18 protein-coding genes, 1 pseudogene and 1 riboswitch are annotated in these 15,951 nt (G+C 41.6%); of the genes and pseudogenes, 4 read left to right on the forward strand and 15 right to left on the reverse strand.

The features are described from left to right. Positions 1-41: 41 nt before the first annotated feature. The 4 genes from stoA to AC0DBE_RS07745 form a co-directional block, all read right to left on the reverse strand. Positions 42-539, reverse strand: a complete 498-nt coding sequence (stoA, locus tag AC0DBE_RS07730; RefSeq protein WP_472961673.1) for an endospore biogenesis thiol-disulfide oxidoreductase StoA — start codon at positions 537-539, stop codon at positions 42-44. A gap of 50 nt (positions 540-589) precedes the next feature. Further along, a complete protein-coding gene (gene ykvU, locus AC0DBE_RS07735; protein ID WP_061187362.1) occupies positions 590-1,927 on the reverse strand; it encodes a sporulation protein YkvU in 1,338 nt (445 codons plus the stop codon). Between the two features lie 117 nt (positions 1,928-2,044). Beyond that, entirely contained in the window at positions 2,045-2,674 is a 630-nt protein-coding gene (locus tag AC0DBE_RS07740) for a cell wall hydrolase (RefSeq protein ID WP_061187361.1), read from the reverse strand. Between the two features lie 298 nt (positions 2,675-2,972). Then, on the reverse strand, positions 2,973-3,167 hold the full coding sequence (locus AC0DBE_RS07745) for a hypothetical protein (RefSeq protein WP_003218622.1): 195 nt from the start codon (positions 3,165-3,167) through the stop codon (positions 2,973-2,975). A 164-nt stretch (positions 3,168-3,331) separates the two neighbouring features. Here AC0DBE_RS07745 and AC0DBE_RS07750 point away from each other — a divergent pair, with 164 nt between their 5' ends. Continuing rightward, complete coding sequence (locus AC0DBE_RS07750) at positions 3,332-3,517, forward strand: YkvS family protein (RefSeq protein ID WP_003232446.1); 186 nt, start codon at positions 3,332-3,334, stop codon at positions 3,515-3,517. Positions 3,518-3,637: 120 nt separating this feature from the next. On the opposite strand, the gene AC0DBE_RS07755 is transcribed toward AC0DBE_RS07750, so the two are convergent. From AC0DBE_RS07755 to AC0DBE_RS07800, 10 genes and pseudogenes are all read right to left on the reverse strand, one after another. Continuing rightward, positions 3,638-3,928, reverse strand: a complete 291-nt coding sequence (locus AC0DBE_RS07755) for a DUF3219 family protein (protein ID WP_061187360.1) — start codon at positions 3,926-3,928, stop codon at positions 3,638-3,640. A gap of 277 nt (positions 3,929-4,205) precedes the next feature. After that, positions 4,206-4,344, reverse strand: a pseudogene (locus AC0DBE_RS07760) (preQ(1) synthase); the annotation flags it as partial. 132 nt (positions 4,345-4,476) lie between these two features. Beyond that, the gene (locus tag AC0DBE_RS07765) at positions 4,477-5,412 is read right to left on the reverse strand and encodes a glycosyl hydrolase family 18 protein (protein WP_061187359.1); all 936 of its coding nucleotides are present in this window, start codon (positions 5,410-5,412) and stop codon (positions 4,477-4,479) included. A 98-nt stretch (positions 5,413-5,510) separates the two neighbouring features. Continuing rightward, positions 5,511-5,738, reverse strand: coding sequence for a LysM peptidoglycan-binding domain-containing protein (locus tag AC0DBE_RS07770; protein ID WP_061187358.1), 228 nt, complete (start codon positions 5,736-5,738; stop codon positions 5,511-5,513). A gap of 15 nt (positions 5,739-5,753) precedes the next feature. Then, the gene (gene ykvP, locus AC0DBE_RS07775) at positions 5,754-6,950 is read right to left on the reverse strand and encodes a spore protein YkvP (protein ID WP_472961679.1); all 1,197 of its coding nucleotides are present in this window, start codon (positions 6,948-6,950) and stop codon (positions 5,754-5,756) included. A gap of 392 nt (positions 6,951-7,342) precedes the next feature. Continuing rightward, positions 7,343-7,840 carry a preQ(1) synthase gene (queF, locus tag AC0DBE_RS07780; RefSeq protein WP_472961681.1) on the reverse strand — a complete coding sequence of 166 codons (498 nt, stop codon included), beginning with the start codon at positions 7,838-7,840 and terminating at the stop codon, positions 7,343-7,345. A gap of 17 nt (positions 7,841-7,857) precedes the next feature. Further along, on the reverse strand, positions 7,858-8,589 hold the full coding sequence (gene queE, locus AC0DBE_RS07785; RefSeq protein ID WP_472961683.1) for a 7-carboxy-7-deazaguanine synthase QueE: 732 nt from the start codon (positions 8,587-8,589) through the stop codon (positions 7,858-7,860). After that, positions 8,582-9,031 (reverse strand): 6-carboxytetrahydropterin synthase QueD, encoded by a 450-nt coding sequence (gene queD / locus AC0DBE_RS07790; protein ID WP_072182858.1) that lies wholly within the window; start codon positions 9,029-9,031, stop codon positions 8,582-8,584. Before queD ends, queE begins: the two co-directional genes overlap by 8 nt. Further along, complete coding sequence (queC, locus tag AC0DBE_RS07795; RefSeq protein ID WP_079288755.1) at positions 9,024-9,683, reverse strand: 7-cyano-7-deazaguanine synthase QueC; 660 nt, start codon at positions 9,681-9,683, stop codon at positions 9,024-9,026. Before queC ends, queD begins: the two co-directional genes overlap by 8 nt. A gap of 128 nt (positions 9,684-9,811) precedes the next feature. Next, positions 9,812-9,856: riboswitch (PreQ1 riboswitch) on the reverse strand. Positions 9,857-9,997: 141 nt separating this feature from the next. Then, a complete protein-coding gene (locus AC0DBE_RS07800) occupies positions 9,998-11,041 on the reverse strand; it encodes a YkvI family membrane protein (protein ID WP_014113587.1) in 1,044 nt (347 codons plus the stop codon). A 366-nt stretch (positions 11,042-11,407) separates the two neighbouring features. Here AC0DBE_RS07800 and clpE point away from each other — a divergent pair, with 366 nt between their 5' ends. From clpE to motB, 3 genes are all read left to right on the forward strand, one after another. Further along, a complete protein-coding gene (gene clpE, locus AC0DBE_RS07805; protein ID WP_472961686.1) occupies positions 11,408-13,507 on the forward strand; it encodes an ATP-dependent protease ATP-binding subunit ClpE in 2,100 nt (699 codons plus the stop codon). A 388-nt stretch (positions 13,508-13,895) separates the two neighbouring features. Beyond that, the gene (motA, locus tag AC0DBE_RS07810; protein ID WP_003238984.1) at positions 13,896-14,708 is read left to right on the forward strand and encodes a flagellar motor stator protein MotA; all 813 of its coding nucleotides are present in this window, start codon (positions 13,896-13,898) and stop codon (positions 14,706-14,708) included. Next, the gene (gene motB, locus AC0DBE_RS07815; RefSeq protein WP_472961690.1) at positions 14,680-15,465 is read left to right on the forward strand and encodes a flagellar motor protein MotB; all 786 of its coding nucleotides are present in this window, start codon (positions 14,680-14,682) and stop codon (positions 15,463-15,465) included. The genes motA and motB overlap by 29 nt, the downstream gene beginning before the upstream one ends. A gap of 38 nt (positions 15,466-15,503) precedes the next feature. Here the strand turns inward: motB and mhqR are convergent, their stop codons facing one another. After that, positions 15,504-15,941, reverse strand: coding sequence for a MarR family transcriptional regulator MhqR (mhqR, locus tag AC0DBE_RS07820; protein WP_003232475.1), 438 nt, complete (start codon positions 15,939-15,941; stop codon positions 15,504-15,506). Positions 15,942-15,951 lie beyond the last annotated feature (10 nt).

Consider the following 15,951-nt stretch of genomic DNA (forward strand, 5'->3'; position numbering starts at 1 on the left):
TCTTCACTACATGAAAAAAGCTGAGAGTCTATGCTCTCAGCCTATTCTTCCGTCCATTCTTTCAGTTGTTCCGCCGTCATCGGGCCAATTTTTGTTTTTTCAATTTCTCCCTTTTCATTCAGCAAAAATGATGTTGGGATCGTGATGATATGATACTCCTTCATCAATTCTCCTTTTGAGTCAAGAACGATCGGAAACGTCAGCTTGTTTGCTTTAATAAAGTCTTCAACAGCTTGCTGATTTTGTTCTGAGTTCACTAAATTCACCGTTACCAGCTTTACACCGTCGGATTGATGGGCATTATAAAACGATTGAAACTGGGGAAGCTCCTTTTTGCAGGGCGGACACCAAGATGTCCAAAAATGCAGGATGGTGTTTTGCCCTTTATGCGGGATCGAGATATCCTCCCCTTCTATCGTTTTCATAAGAAAAACAGCGGGAACTGCAGGCTGTTTATTCTCAGCGGCTGCCACATCAGGAAACCATGCAATCATCCCCAATAACATAAGGCATACAGTAAGCAAGCGCTTCGTCAACATGGAATCTTCCTTTCATGCTTTTCAATTAGCTTGCCCCTGCTTTTTCTTTATCATCCTTCAATTCGCGGCGTTCTGCTTCCTCCCGTAAGGAAAACAGATACCCGCAGCACTTTGCAAATCTGTGTATAGTGAAGGCTCGTCAGCAAAATCATGCCAGTGTTCATCCCTAGGATAATCCCGAGCATTTGCAAATTCTCCATTGATCCCAGCACATACATCATACTTAGGGCCACGATATGGCTCCAGACATTGTGATAAAAAGCTTCTTTAACAAACCCCATCCCGATTAAGCACGCCTGCAGCGGCATGACAAACAGATGAAAGAGAAAGTAAGGCCACAACAGCTGCAAGTAATACTGCGCTTCGGGGGAGTGAAAAAACAAATGTGTGAGCGGTCCCGCAAACTGGAACATGATCCAGACGGACGGTATGCCGTAGCCAAACGTAATGAAAATCGACTGCTTCAGTCTTTTTAATACGACGTCATATTGCGAAAGCGCATAAGCTTCCGAGATACTCGGTATCATGACAACCATTAACGAATGGGCAATAAATGCAGGGAACGACCCTATCGTCACAGCCACACCGGCCAGCATTCCATATTGATCGATCGCCGCTGTCCCGGCAACGCCTGCAGCCAAAAGCGCTCCTTTTACTAAAAAGGGTTCAATCGCATTGACAACCGCATGAAAAATGCGCAGCCCTGTTGTAGGAATGGAAACGGCAAGCAGTCTTTTTCTTACATCCTTTCCGCGCAAATGAATGTGCTGCTGGCCGGATACCGCCCGCCTCGCCATGATAAATTGTGAATATAAATAAACAAGCACAACCACATCACTCACGACGAGGACAAACAAGGAAATCAGCACAGCCATATCCAATTCAAATGAATACCATTGAAAAAAGAGGAATAAGCACAAGAGCTGGATGATTTTTTTCAGCACATTGGCGATTGCGATCTTCCCCATTTTTTGTACACCCATAAAATAGCCCCTGGCGATTGAAGTAAAGGCGACAATAGGAATTAAGCCGATGACAATCCCTTTAATAAACGGGTGGTATGTATCAAATACCGGAATAAACGGAAGCGCAATACTGGCAGCAGCAGTAGAAAACGCTGTAAAAACGACCGTCATTCTGAATGCGTGCCTCAGCATGCTTTCATGAAGCTTAGGGTTTGATTCGGCAATGAATTTAGAAATTGAGATCGGCAGTTCCAGGCTTGCGATGACTATAATTAAAAAGATCGTGGGCAAAATACTCATGTAAAGCCCCATCCCGTGCTCGCCAAGCTCCCGCGCCAAAATCATATTCACGACAAATTCAAGGCATTCAGCGAAAAAGGCGGCAATGGATAAAAGAATGATCCCTTTCACAAATCGATTCATGATGTCTCTCCTTGTCTCTTGTACTACCAACATCATATGAGACAAGTTCAAAAATTATTTTATTTTTACTCTTTATATGTAAAAAAGCACAGCTGAGACAAATTGTCTCTTCTATGCTTAGATGGCAAAAACGTGCCTGCCGATTTTTTCTATGATTTTCCTTGAACGAATCCAATCATCTGACGCTGTTTTCGGATTATAAAAAAATATGGCATCTGTTTCTCTATTTTTTGAGGACAGCGCTTCTTCAGCAGCAGCAATCGATTCTTTATCAGGCTTTTGATTAATGCTTCCGTTTGCAACCGGTTCAAAGGCGTTTTTCTGATAAATAACCCCTCTAATTGTATCAGGAAAACCTTTTTTCTCCGTTCTGTTCAGCACAACGCTTGCTACGGCGACCTTGCCTTTATAGGATTCTCCCTTAGCCTCTGCGTGAACGAGACGGGACAGCAGATCTTTTTCAGACTGTGTATATGTTTCTTTCTTTTCAGTTGTTTTGGCCGGCTTGTCTTTCTCTTTCTTTTCAGTGTGTGCTGATAGCTTGATCGGCTTTATTTTTTTCTGGTCCTTATCAGCAGACAGTGAAGGGAAAGATTCGTCTCTGTCTTGATCTATATGTGTAAGCCATTTCGCTTCTTCATGTTTTGTCTTCTTTGTGCTCAGTAGTGAAGCTTGTGTATGTTCAATTTTTGCTGCAGGCATGAAACAAAGAAGAAAAACAGCCAGAGCAGTGAATTTCGTCGTCATACAGTTTCCTCCTTAAAGTGCTCAAAAAAACACTTCATAACCTTAACAAGAGATCCATTCATTTTCACGGAAAAAGATTTTCCAACTCTCCCAAGGAGGCATCAGGATGGAATATACCGGATGACAGGCTGGTTAATGGAAGAAAAACAGCTTGAAATTCTATAAATCTTGTCAATTCAAAACATGTTTATCCATTTTTGGCGTTTTACATTTTGTTTACATCTGTTACAACTGAGTGTAATAAAGAGCCTGTATTCTGTCATATATGATAAAAAGGCTTCTCACATATGAGAAACCTTCAGCTTCTTGGCTGTTCTAAGTATTGAAATATAACATCTCCGCCTTGCTGGGCAATTCCTCGGAAATGTTTAAAATCATCTTGTTTAGATAACACAGCCCTGAAATCCAGGAAATGCTCTTTCTGGACTCTCAGTTCGTTTATTGCGCCGGTGCGCAGCTGTTCAATCATTTCTGTAATCTCTTCGGGACGCAACGAAAATTCCCCCTTTTCTTTCTTTTGACGAAAATCAATATACCATCTTTATAACGTCAGGACAATTCATTAGGGAGATAAAACTCCTTATCGCTTTACTTCTCAATGAAAATACTGCAAAATACTTTCAAAAGGCATTATTATGTTTAAAGGAGAGGAAGCTTGTGAAAATCGCTAAGGTTGGAAACGTCATTGAATTTAAAAACGGATTAACCGGTGTTGTTGAAAAAGTAAATGAGAATTCTGTAATCGTTGATGTCACGATTATGGATAACTATCGGGATCTTGAGTTAGATTCATTGACAGTTGTTAATCATAAAAATTATAAGATCATCAGAGACTCCTATTAAACCTCCTCATTTCCACATTCATTCGCAAAAACTGCAAGACGGACAATTAAACACCTTACATATGAAATTCGCTTTCTCAAAAGCTGCCGGCCGGCAGCTTTTTTACATCAAAAACACCGATTATGAATCGGCGTTTTGGTCTGTTTCCGTTATTTCTATATAGAACTCGCTGACAGATCCTGCTTCATACAGGTTGGTCAATGACGTTGAATAATTTGTAATTTCCCCCCGGAAGGCAAGATTTCGTTCCGGAACCTCGACGTTAAACGTTTTTTCATACAACAGGACAGCGATATCATGGTAAGTCTCGCTCGTAACGTTTAGGGTAAATGCAATTTTGCGCTTCGGCTCGCTCTCCTCTTGATATGCAGCCATTTCTAATGTTACATCGTTTAATCGCAATGTCTTCACTTCATTTCACTCCTTTATAGTTCATGCATCTTAGCATACCTTAGCGAACGTTTACAATGAATCTGTTCTGACCTATTATGTTAACCAATTCTTTAGAAAAGACACCTTTACAAACATATGTTCGATCAAATATAATAAAACAGACGAGCTGCCATCCAGCATCCCGTCTTTTCATTAGGAAGCGGCGAGTGGAATTCCCCCCAGATTCACTCGTCTTTTTTATGTAAAAAATCCCCTGCATTTTTCAGAAGAAACTATATTAACGATTATTAACAAGTCATGATCCATCATGCATGCAGTACTCAGCCATCTTCTCATACTTTGTTCCAGGCTTTCCGTCATTTGTGTACGGATCACGGATCAATTTGCCCCATACTTCAATGTAGCGGGTCCTCTAATTCAATCAAGTTGTTCATGGGACAAGAGCCTTTGGAATTAAACCCTCGTCCTCACTGTTTTACCTGTACCCGTACTAAATGCTTTTCAGCATGTCCAAGATTTAGAGATTCATTACAATTATCTTGGATTTTGCTTAGAACTATAAATCCTTATATATTTTTAAACACTTTATTCCAGACTGACGAATCCTCTTGTCCAAGACTCCAGCTGCCAAGGCCTTTCAGATTATATTTTTGAACGATTTTTATTTTTGCTCTGAGCGACTGTTCATTTTCAAACCATAATGTATATGTTCCTGAAGGTAATGGACCCTTCTTGTCGTGATTGATCGTAAACACCGCTTTTGGAGATTGACTCTTTGTGTCAAAAATAATTGTCCCGTTATGTCTTTTTACTAATGAGTCAACAAGGTAAAGGGGAATGGCTTGAGAATTAGATTCGCCATTCATCCAGCAGCGGCCATAGAATGGCAATCCTAAAACTAGTTTTTGAGGGGAGATTTTTTGGGTTAGAGCATATTGAATGGACCTTTCCACCCATCCTACACTTGCAGTAGGCCCAGCAAGGCGGCTTTCATCATAGGCCATAACCATAAGATAGTCTGCATATTTTGCTAAATTTTCGTAATCATATGATCCGTGCCAGCCCTTCGTCCAGCCAAAAGGATTTGCCGCCACTGCAACTGATACCTCTTTATGTCCAGGAATACTTTTTCTTACCAGTCTAACAAAATCCGTAAATGCCTTCCGATCTTTTTCTGTAAGGTTTTCTATATCGATATTAACTCCGTCCAAATCCAGTTCTTCTATTGCATGAGAAATTTGTTTAGCCAAAAGCACTCGGTTCTTTAATGCAAATCGTCCCAAATCCTGATTCCAATGATTGCTTAGAAAAGGAACTACTTTTAATTTTCTTCTATGAAGAGTTTTAATCACATCGGGATCAGCTGAACGGAGAAGTAATGATCCATCTTTTCTGATATAGAAAAAATCAGGAGACACGACATTTAATACTCCGTTCGTTTGATCAACGTGTTGAATAAAATCGCTACTTAATCCAGAATAGAAATAGCTCATTTGAAACATCTCATAACCCCTTCATCCCCAAAAATATCAAGTTCCCAACAAATAAAAAAAATGAAGACTGATCATTTCAATTTGTTTCGTTTCCGAAACCTCAAAGATTATCTTTCTCTTATCTTTATAATTTGTCCTGGATAAATTCTATCTGAAGAAATTTTATTAAGATTCATAAGTTGTTGTACCGGAATATTAAAGGATTTGGAAATCGTCCATAATGTATCGCCAGATTCCACATGATAAACTTCATATGTTACGGGAAATTCCATATAACGAGGCGTTCTTTTTACTTTATTCGCTTGATTTCTTGTTTTAGGTATTTTTCCCTTCATTCATATGACTCTCCTTTAGAAAAATTTGTTTACATCTCTAGACCGTTTCTCTCTAATCTTAATAATTTGTCCAGCATATATTTGATCCGATTTGAAATGATTAAGCTCCATGATCTGCTGAAGGGAAACATTATACTTCCTTGCAATTTTTGATAATGTTTCACCGGGAGTAACATGATGAATCTCGTATTTTTCTTTGAGGACATCTACATAATGAATGGTTTCCCCTACGTTTCTTAAGATTCCTCTGCTTTTTAGCACCTCAATCATTTTCTCAGCTCTATGCCGATAGGAATCTTTCTTTACAGCCTTTTTACCGTTTATCCGAATCTTTTTTCTCTCGCTATCATGATTCAAATAGTATTTAACCTTTTCCAATGTTTCTTTGGGTGAGGAAGAAACGATAAGATCGCGACCAGGTTTGAATTTATCTCGAACTGCTGGTGTATCCGATGTCAATAAAAACCCCCCGGAACCAAGAATCTCATAGGTGCGTTGCGTAAGTTGGCTTTCACAGTTTTGCAATCCGATAATGATTTTTGCTGAACTGTAAACTTTATACGCTTCAGTATAATCAAGGTATCCATGGATCCAATTGCGGGGAATTTCTCTTCCTATATATTTACTCATGTTTTCCCAATTTCTCCCCCAAAAATCAATGCGAATACCCTTTCGTATAAGAGGACGAATAAGTGTTTTTAAAGAGGACGAACGGAACACTTCCGGATGTTCTTCAAGAAAATTAGGGTAAGCATTAGCTACCACTGCTATATCACAACTGTATTTTGCTAATGGTTTAATCTGGTGATGTATACTTTCGTGAAATGCAAAGTCTAAGTGAGCTGCTTTAATCCCCATACTTTCATAAGTTTTACACAGAGAAGGCGTAACCGTGAAAACAAAATCCGGTTTCATCTTTTTAATTAACGGGATGGTAAAGTTTTGAGTGTGCAGTGGGTCTTCAGTTGCCCAATAAACAAGGGGGATATTCACCTTTTTAGTTGCGTTGCGAATCCAGATTTGCTTTTCCCTTGAATGCTCTGGTGTCCATCCCATAGATACTATTAGATCTGGTTTAAATTCGTCTATCATTTCAGTGATATTTTCCCGACTTACAGGACCCGAAATCATTACGGTATGTCCTGCTTCCCTAAACCCATTCGGTAAACCATAGAGCCACATGGGATGACTCTCGAGGAAAAGAATTTTCACACATTTTCGCCCTCTCTTTCACCTTTTAATGTCTACTTTATTGGTATGTATAAGTAAAATAATTTGTCGCGGTACCAGTCTATAAAAAATGTTCAAGTGCGAGATAACGTGATAGCTTCCTGCAAAATGAAATTGTAAGAGAATGAAAATTAATCGTTTCTCTCGCCGGCACAGAAAAAGCAAGCGATTTACAAAACACTTTTTCTTTGATTTGACTAGCCTTCTGACGTAGTTAATAGTTTATTTTTGTGCATAAAAAGAAAAAGACGTACACATTTGTACGCCTTAAATAACTTCTGAACGATCAATTTTTCATTGCATAAAAGTCACACGTTCCCCCATAAAATGAACCATTTTCAAGTGTGACCTTACCTAATTTTGTTGACTTCTCATTAACGATTATCAATCGTCTCCGGATACAAGTCATGGTTCATCATACGGTATTCGGCCATTTTCTCATACTTCGTGCCCGGTTTTCCGTAATTTGTGTACGGGTCAATGGAAATTCCGCCTCTTGGCGTGAATTTGCCCCATACTTCAATGTAGCGCGGGTCCACTAATTCGATCAAGTCATTCATGATGATGTTCATGCAGTCTTCGTGGAAGTCACCATGGTTTCTGAAGCTGAACAGATACAGCTTTAATGATTTGCTTTCAACCATTTTTTCATCAGGAATGTAGCTGATGTAGATTGTTGCAAAGTCAGGCTGTCCTGTTTTCGGGCATAAAGATGTGAACTCAGGACAGTTGAATTTTACAAAGTAATCACGGTTTACATGTTTATTCGGGAAGGATTCCAGCACGTCCGGCGCATATTCAAACAAATAATTTGTTCCTTGGTTGCCAAGCAGTGTGACACCTTCTAATTCTGATTCTTTTCTTGTCGTCATATTTATCTTCCTTTCTATTATACTCCGCGTTTGTTGCCCCATAACAGGGTGTGCAGCTGCGGAAGCACTCTGACCAGATTCAGCTCCGCGTCGACAGCTACCTTATCAACAAGCGCTTCATATTTTCCAAGCAAATGTGCAATCAGTGACTGATCATTTGTCGTATGCACATCATCATTACCAACTTGTAAATAAAACGGGATTCCCGGGTAACGTTTGTGCACCGTTTTGGCAAACTCCAGATCTTCATTATTAAAAATGACTACCTTCAAGCTGCAAGCATGCTGTCTGTTATTCTCTTTAAGCGAAGTCAAAATGTGATCAAGCTTTTGAAAGTTTGTCACCATTTTTGAGCTTGGCGGTTTTGGAGAAATTGTCAGATCATCAATCAGCGTAAACCAATCCTGATAAACGGTCCCCTGGGTTTCGAGCGCTGCACGGATGTTATTTTTCTTCAGCAGTTCGATAAAAGCATCCAGCTGCTTTAACAGGGCCGGGTTGCCGCCTGAGATCGTCACGTGGGAAAACGCGTCTCCGCCAATGTCCTTAAGCTCTGCAAAAATCTCCTCAGCCGTCAGCCAGCGAATATCTTTTTTAGCAGACCCATCCCAAGTGAAGGCGGAGTCACACCAGCTGCAGGAATAGTCACAGCCGGCTGTACGGACGAACATCGTTTTCTGTCCGATCACCATGCCTTCTCCTTGAATCGTCGGTCCGAATATTTCTAATACAGGAATTCCTTTAGCCATTCAAACCACCCTTTTTCGGACGGTAGACACAGTAACTTGTCGGTGTTTCACGGACAAACACCTGTACACAGCTCGGCTTATTCTCCAATGTGTCTAAATAAGCCTGTACGTTGTCATAAATCGTTTTCGCCACGACTTCAGTTGTCGGCAGCGAATACCGGTCGTCCTGAGAAAAATCTTCATGATCATTTAAAAGCGTATGATCATAGTTTCCGTGCACCAGTTTTTTGAGTACGCTGAAATTGACAAGGAAGCCGGAATCGTCAAGTTCGTCGCCGGCAACGGTTATATTTACGGTATACGTGTGCCCGTGAACCCTGCTGCACGCTCCAGCACTTTCCCTAGGGATAAAATGAGCAGCTGAAATGTGCATGTCCTTATTCAGTTCAAATGAATAAGGATGCTGGGCCTGCGGATAAATTTGAGATAACAATTTATGCACGCTCTCCTTTCATCGCCATATACTCTTCATACCCTTTTGAACGAAGGTGGCATGCCGGACATTCGCCGCAGCCGTCTGCGATGATGCCGTTATAACACGTCAGCGTGTTGTTTTTTACAAAATCAAGCGAGTCAAGCTCATCTGCAAGCTTCCACGTTTCTGCCTTATTCAGCCACATGAGAGGCGTATGAATCACAAACGGCTTCTCCATCGCCAAGTTTACTGTTACATTGCAAGATTTCACGAATTCATCACGGCAGTCAGGATAACCGCTGAAGTCTGTCTCGCAAACTCCTGTAATAATGTGGCGCGCGCCAATTTGGTATGCAAGGATAGACGCAAAAGATAAGAATACCAAATTGCGGCCCGGAACAAATGTGGATGGCAGTTCGCCGTCTTTTACTTCTATATCAATATCATTTCTTGTCAGAGCATTCGGTGCAAGCTGATTTAAAAGTGACATATCGAGCAAATGGTTTTTCACACCAAGCTTTTCTGCAATGGATTTTGCCACTTCAATTTCCTGCGAATGACGCTGATTGTAATGAAAAGTCACCGTTTCGACTTCTTCGAATTCCTTTAGAGCCCACAGTAAGCATGTGGTGCTGTCTTGACCGCCGCTAAATACGACAATTGCTTTTTCTTTTTTCATGATTCCTCTCCTTCTCCGCAATAAAAACTTTCGGCGAGAGACATCGCTACAGCTGATTTACACAAAAAAACACCTTTTCGGAAGGTGCTCTAGAAAAACATAAAAAAGGCCGTATCCAAGGATACAGCTCGTCCTTAGTTTTTTATAGAGGGTGTAGCTAGAACCTCTCCCGCATATCGTACGGATTTTCTTCAATTTTTCACTTCTGCTATCTTACCATAATGTTGTTTTTCTTGACAATAAAAAAAGTCAGCCCCTAGCTTTCCGTTCAAGCATCGTTCTGCAATGACGGCTCGCTTCATTATATATGTATGTTACAAACTGCGCCGCCGGGGAGACTTTTTGCAAATCAGGGCGCCGATGAAGGCCAAACTCACATAGCCAAACAAAGGATAAATCGTTGAAATCAGCTTGCCGTATCCAATTTGGCTCGTGATATAAGCCGTAATCATAATGGCTGCAAAGATATATTTGCTTTTCATTGGCAGAAAGCTCTGCACTTGTTTTTCCAATCCATATAGATTGCCGATAACTGATGTGAACACTTCACCGAAAATAATGAGCAAATAAATCAAATGGACAGATCGCGCAAAGAGATAAACCACTTGAGCCATCGGTATATCATACAAAAATACATCCGGGAGTGTCGACAATGACAGAAAACTCGCGGACAGCACAATCGTCAGCATCGTGCCTCCAACTAAAGCGCCTTTTTTTATTACTTTTTCCGATGGCATTTCATTCGCCAGTGGAACCAAAACCGCTTGGGCAAGCGATAAATTCAAAGCGCCGTAAGAAACCGCTGACAACAGCCAGTCCCAGCGATGTGGCCAGACCCACTGAGCTGCGTTCCGCGACTCGCTGAAAATAAAAGAGTCGGCCACCACAATCATAGAAAAGATGATCAAAAGAGGAACAACAAACACATTGACACCGAAAATGCCTTTTACCCCTTTAGTCATCACAATTAAGCTCAATCCGATTGTAATCAGCATCCCAATCTGAGCAGACATCCCCAGCTGCTCCTCAAAAAGCGCCCCTGCCCCAGAAAGCATAACAGATGTGACACCGAGGAGAACAAACAGCATAAACACATTGATAATCCGCCCAGCTGTCGCACCGAACAAAAATATATTCATTTCTTGATATGACTTGGCATTGATTCGCTTTGAAATGATCATCAGCTTGGCCCCCAAAAACGTAAACATCCCGCCGCTGATGATAATACCGAATAAACCGAACCAGCCGAACTTCAGAAAAAACTCAACAATTTCCCTGCCAGTCGCAAATCCAGCTCCGACTACTGTACCGACATACACAAAAGCAAGCTGACTTGCAGACCCTTTTGATTGTTCCATTTCTCCCCTCCGAACGAACCGCAGTTTTGTCCATATATGCCTTTTTATAACCTATGAGACAAGTTCCTTGAAAAGACGAAGAAAACATGTTTTACTGTGTAAACAAATCAAAAATTTTTTACGCAAAAGACTTGAAAGTCAAAGATGGTCAGAGTATACTATTAATCAAAGTTGGTCAAATGAACCGGCCTTTTTTAAAAACCAATTGGTCAAAGTTAGTCAAATAGTCAGACTGCTCTGAGCAAATTGTTTTGAAAGCCGTTAAGTTTGCCGTATACTAATAGTCAAAGAAGGTCAATTCCAAACGGCCTTTTTATTCACATTCATTGGTCAAAGAAGATCAAACTTTTAAGGAGGTTTTGGCAAATGCGTTGTCAACATTGTCATCAAAACGAGGCGACGATTCGCCTTAACATGCAAATAAATTCCGTTCATAAACATATGGTTCTATGTGAAACCTGCTATAACGAACTGACTCGTAAACCTTCAATGAGCATGGGTCCTCACTCTTTCGGTTTTCCGTTTGAACAAGCATTCCAGCCGAAAGAACATAGCGCAGCAAAACAAAGCGAGAAAAAAGGATTGCTTGATGAGCTGGCTCAAAATATTACAAACGGTGCAAAAGCAGGTCTCGTTGACCCCGTCATCGGCCGTGATGAAGAAGTGGCGCGCGTGATCGAAATTCTGAACCGCCGCAACAAAAACAATCCAGTTCTCATTGGTGAGCCGGGTGTAGGGAAAACCGCCATCGCCGAAGGACTTGCTTTAAAAATTGCTGAAGGTGATGTTCCAAACAAACTGAAAAACAAAGAGCTTTACTTGCTTGATGTTGCATCCCTTGTTGCAAACACAGGGATCAGAGGCCAATTTGAAGAGAGAATGAAACAGCTGATCACTGAGCTGAAAGAACGAAAAAATGTCATTCTGTTCATTGATGAAATTCATCTTCTCGTTGGCGCTGGCTCTGCTGAAGGATCAATGGACGCAGGCAACATTCTTAAACCTGCCCTTGCCAGAGGCGAACTGCAAGTCATCGGTGCGACAACACTGAAAGAATACCGTCAAATCGAAAAAGATGCCGCGCTGGAAAGACGTTTTCAGCCTGTCATGGTGCAGGAGCCTTCAATTGAACAGGCCATCCTCATTCTGCAAGGGATCAAAGACAAATACGAAGCATATCACGGCGTGACATTCAGTGATGAAGCAATCAAAGCATGTGTGACTTTATCATCCCGCTACATTCAGGACAGACACCTGCCGGATAAAGCAATTGACTTATTAGATGAAGCAGGTTCAAAAGCCAATCTGTTAATTGATGAGCTGAATGACGAAGATGCGGCTGAACGCTTAACTGCGATTGAAGCCGAAAAAACAAAAGCCTTGGAAGAAGAAAATTACGAACTGGCGGCAAAACTCCGTGATGAAGAAATTGCATTAGAGAAAAAGCTGAACAGCTCTTCTGCTCATTCCGCTGTCACTGTGAAAGCTGAGCACATTCAGGATATCATTGAACAAAAAACAGGCATCCCTGTCGGCAAACTGCAGGCAGATGAACAAACAAAAATGAAAGAGCTTGAAGCAAAACTTCGTGAACGCGTGATCGGACAAGAAGCCGCTGTTCAAAAAGTGGCAAAAGCGGTAAGACGAAGCCGCGCCGGATTAAAATCCAAAAACAGACCAGTCGGCTCCTTCCTCTTTGTCGGCCCTACCGGCGTAGGGAAAACAGAACTTTCTAAAACGCTGGCAGATGAATTATTCGGCACAAAAGACGCTATCATCCGACTCGATATGAGCGAATACATGGAGAAACACGCCGTATCTAAAATCATCGGTTCACCGCCTGGATATGTCGGCCATGAGGAAGCTGGGCAATTAACAGAAAAAGTGCGCCGCAATCCATACAGCATCGTGTTGCTGGATGAGATTGAGAAAGCACACCCTGACGTTCAGCATATGTTCCTGCAAATTATGGAGGACGGCCGTCTGACAGACAGCCAAGGCAGAACCGTAAGCTTTAAAGACACTGTGATTATCATGACAAGCAACGCGGGTGCTGGTGAGAAACAAACGAAAGTCGGTTTCCAATCAGATGACAGTGTAATCGAAGAACAAACATTGATTGATTCACTGAGCATGTTCTTTAAACCTGAGTTCCTCAACCGTTTTGACAGCATTATTGAGTTCCGCTCACTGGAAAAAGAACATTTGGTCAAAATCGTCAGCCTGCTGCTTGGAGAACTTGAAGAAACATTGTCAGAACGCGGCATCAGCTTGAATGTGACAGCCGAAGCGAAAGAAATAATCGCTGAGCTGGGCTACCACCCATCATTCGGCGCACGTCCGCTCAGAAGAACCATCCAAGAATGGATTGAGGATAAAATGACCGATCTGCTGCTTGACAATAGCGAGATCACAAGTTTTCACGTCACTGCAGAAGATCATACAATCAAAGTGCAAGCGAAATAATAATCAGCGGTTTCCTATTTAGGAAGCCGCTTTTTTGCGGATTCATACTCTTTACTGAGAAAATACCGTTCCTTCCCCCGAAGCGTTACTTCCCTTCATCCTTTACACTTTTCTTAAGGAGGGATGGAACATGTTTATATACAGTGAATATTTATTTCTATTATTATATGAAAACCGTCTGAAGGACAGCTTGCAAACAAACTGCCAAATTCAATACCGCTAAACTCTCGGGCTTTTCAATTTTGAAAGGCCCGTTTTTGTTTATTTCTCCCTTCTATGCCTCTTCCTTGAATATTTCATGAACAAATTCACAATGTCCCTAAAGTTCCGGGCACCAAAACCGATATTAACCATAGACAAGCTAGTAAAAAAGGATTTGGTGAAAACTATGGATAAAACTTCGTTAATAGGTATTATTCTTGCTTTTGTGGCATTGAGCGTGGGGATGGTTCTGAAAGGCGTCAGTTTCAGTGCGCTTGCAAACCCAGCTGCCATTTTAATTATTATCGCCGGGACAATCTCAGCAGTCGTTATTGCGTTCCCAACAAAAGAAATTAAAAAAGTGCCTGCGCTGTTCCGAGTGTTATTTAAAGAAAACAAACAGCTGACGATAGAGGAGCTCATTCCTATGTTCTCTGAATGGGCCCAGCTTGCACGCCGCGAAGGCCTGCTTGCTTTAGAAGCAAGCATTGAGGATGTAGATGACGCTTTCCTGAAAAACGGGCTCAGCATGGCTGTTGACGGGCAAAGTGCGGAATTTATCAGAGATATCATGACAGAGGAAGTCGAAGCGATGGAGGACAGGCACCAAGCCGGAGCCGCTATTTTTACGCAGGCGGGAACGTACGCGCCGACACTTGGAGTACTAGGCGCTGTAATCGGACTGATTGCCGCCCTCTCTCATATGGACAACACAGATGAGCTTGGACACGCTATCAGTGCAGCCTTTGTCGCCACCCTTCTCGGTATCTTTACGGGATATGTATTATGGCATCCTTTCGCAAATAAATTAAAACGCAAATCAAAACAAGAAGTAAAACTGCGTGAGGTCATGATTGAAGGTGTTTTATCCGTTTTAGAAGGACAGGCACCGAAAGTCATCGAACAAAAGCTTTTAATGTATCTTCCTGCGAAGGACCGCTTGAAATTTGCAGAACAAGGAGAGGCGCAAAATGGCGAGAAAAAAGAAGAAGAAGCATGAGGACGAACACGTTGATGAATCATGGCTCGTCCCTTACGCCGACATCCTTACTCTTCTCCTGGCATTATTTATTGTGCTGTACGCGAGCAGCTCGATTGACGCAGCTAAGTTTCAGATGCTTTCAAAATCATTTAATGAAGTCTTTACAGGTGGCACCGGCGTAATGGACTACTCCAGTGTCACCCCTCCAGAAAACGAGTCAGACGGAATCGATGAAGTTGAAAAGGATAAAGAAGAGAAAGCGAAAAACAAGAAAGAAAAAGAAAAAGCCGCTGATCAAAAAGAACTTGAAAATGTGAAGAGCCAGGTGGAAAAGTTCATCAAAGATAAAAAGCTGGAACATCAGCTGGAAACGAAGATGACTAGTGAAGGCCTTCTGATTACGATTAAAGACAGTATCTTCTTTGATTCTGGGAAAGCGACCATCCGTAAGGAAGATGTTCCGCTTGCAAAAGAGATTTCAAATCTTCTTGTGATTAATCCGCCAAGAAATATCATTATTAGCGGACATACTGATAATATGCCAATTAAAAATTCTGAATTCCAATCAAACTGGCATTTAAGCGTCATGAGAGCGGTAAACTTTATGGGGCTACTGATTGAAAACCCTAAGCTCGATGCAAAAGTATTCAGTGCCAAGGGGTATGGTGAGTATAAACCGGTTGCTTCCAACAAAACAGCGGAAGGCCGAAGCAAAAACCGGCGTGTTGAAGTTCTCATCTTGCCGAGAGGCGCAGCGGAAACAAATGAAAAATAGTTAAAAAGGAAGCCTGTGACATATCAGGCTTCCTTTTTTTACTTATTATGAAACTGTTTTGCGTTTAATCCTACTCTTTTTAACATTTCCGTGCACATCTCTACCTCTTCTTCGCTTAATACGCTGATCATTTCATCAATTTCAGCAGCGTGATCAGGAAAAATATCATTCAAAAGACCGATGCCTTTTTCAGTAATTTGTGCAAATGTCACACGTCTGTCTGTAGGAGACGCTTTCCGAATGAGGAGTTCTTTTTGTTCCAGCTTATCTACAACGTATGTGATGCTCCCGCTAGCCAAGAGAATTTTATCTCCTATCTGCTGCAGCGGCTGATCGCCTTTATGGTACAACAGCTCTAGCACAGCAAATTCAGTCGGGTTTAGTCCATGCTTATGAATATGCTTATTCATATGATCGTTAATGGACCGATACGCGCGCGACAGCACGATAAATAACTTCAGTGATTTTTCTGTCATGTCTCAATCA

Source organism: Bacillus sp. VA15 (assembly GCF_055721145.1).

What these genes read in the sequence shown, in the direction of transcription:
- stoA (WP_472961673.1), bottom strand. Translation starts at nt 539, where the DNA reads ATGTTGACGAAGCGCTTGCTTACTGTATGCCTTATGTTATTGGGGATG.
- ykvU (WP_061187362.1), bottom strand. Translation starts at nt 1,927, where the DNA reads ATGAATCGATTTGTGAAAGGGATCATTCTTTTATCCATTGCCGCCTTT.
- AC0DBE_RS07740 (WP_061187361.1), bottom strand. Translation starts at nt 2,674, where the DNA reads ATGACGACGAAATTCACTGCTCTGGCTGTTTTTCTTCTTTGTTTCATG.
- AC0DBE_RS07765 (WP_061187359.1), bottom strand. Translation starts at nt 5,412, where the DNA reads ATGTTTCAAATGAGCTATTTCTATTCTGGATTAAGTAGCGATTTTATT.
- AC0DBE_RS07770 (WP_061187358.1), bottom strand. Translation starts at nt 5,738, where the DNA reads ATGAAGGGAAAAATACCTAAAACAAGAAATCAAGCGAATAAAGTAAAA.
- queF (WP_472961681.1), bottom strand. Translation starts at nt 7,840, where the DNA reads ATGACGACAAGAAAAGAATCAGAATTAGAAGGTGTCACACTGCTTGGC.
- queE (WP_472961683.1), bottom strand. Translation starts at nt 8,589, where the DNA reads ATGGCTAAAGGAATTCCTGTATTAGAAATATTCGGACCGACGATTCAA.
- queC (WP_079288755.1), bottom strand. Translation starts at nt 9,683, where the DNA reads ATGAAAAAAGAAAAAGCAATTGTCGTATTTAGCGGCGGTCAAGACAGC.
- AC0DBE_RS07800 (WP_014113587.1), bottom strand. Translation starts at nt 11,041, where the DNA reads ATGGAACAATCAAAAGGGTCTGCAAGTCAGCTTGCTTTTGTGTATGTC.
- clpE (WP_472961686.1), top strand. Translation starts at nt 11,408, where the DNA reads ATGCGTTGTCAACATTGTCATCAAAACGAGGCGACGATTCGCCTTAAC.
- motA (WP_003238984.1), top strand. Translation starts at nt 13,896, where the DNA reads ATGGATAAAACTTCGTTAATAGGTATTATTCTTGCTTTTGTGGCATTG.
- motB (WP_472961690.1), top strand. Translation starts at nt 14,680, where the DNA reads ATGGCGAGAAAAAAGAAGAAGAAGCATGAGGACGAACACGTTGATGAA.
- mhqR (WP_003232475.1), bottom strand. Translation starts at nt 15,941, where the DNA reads ATGACAGAAAAATCACTGAAGTTATTTATCGTGCTGTCGCGCGCGTAT.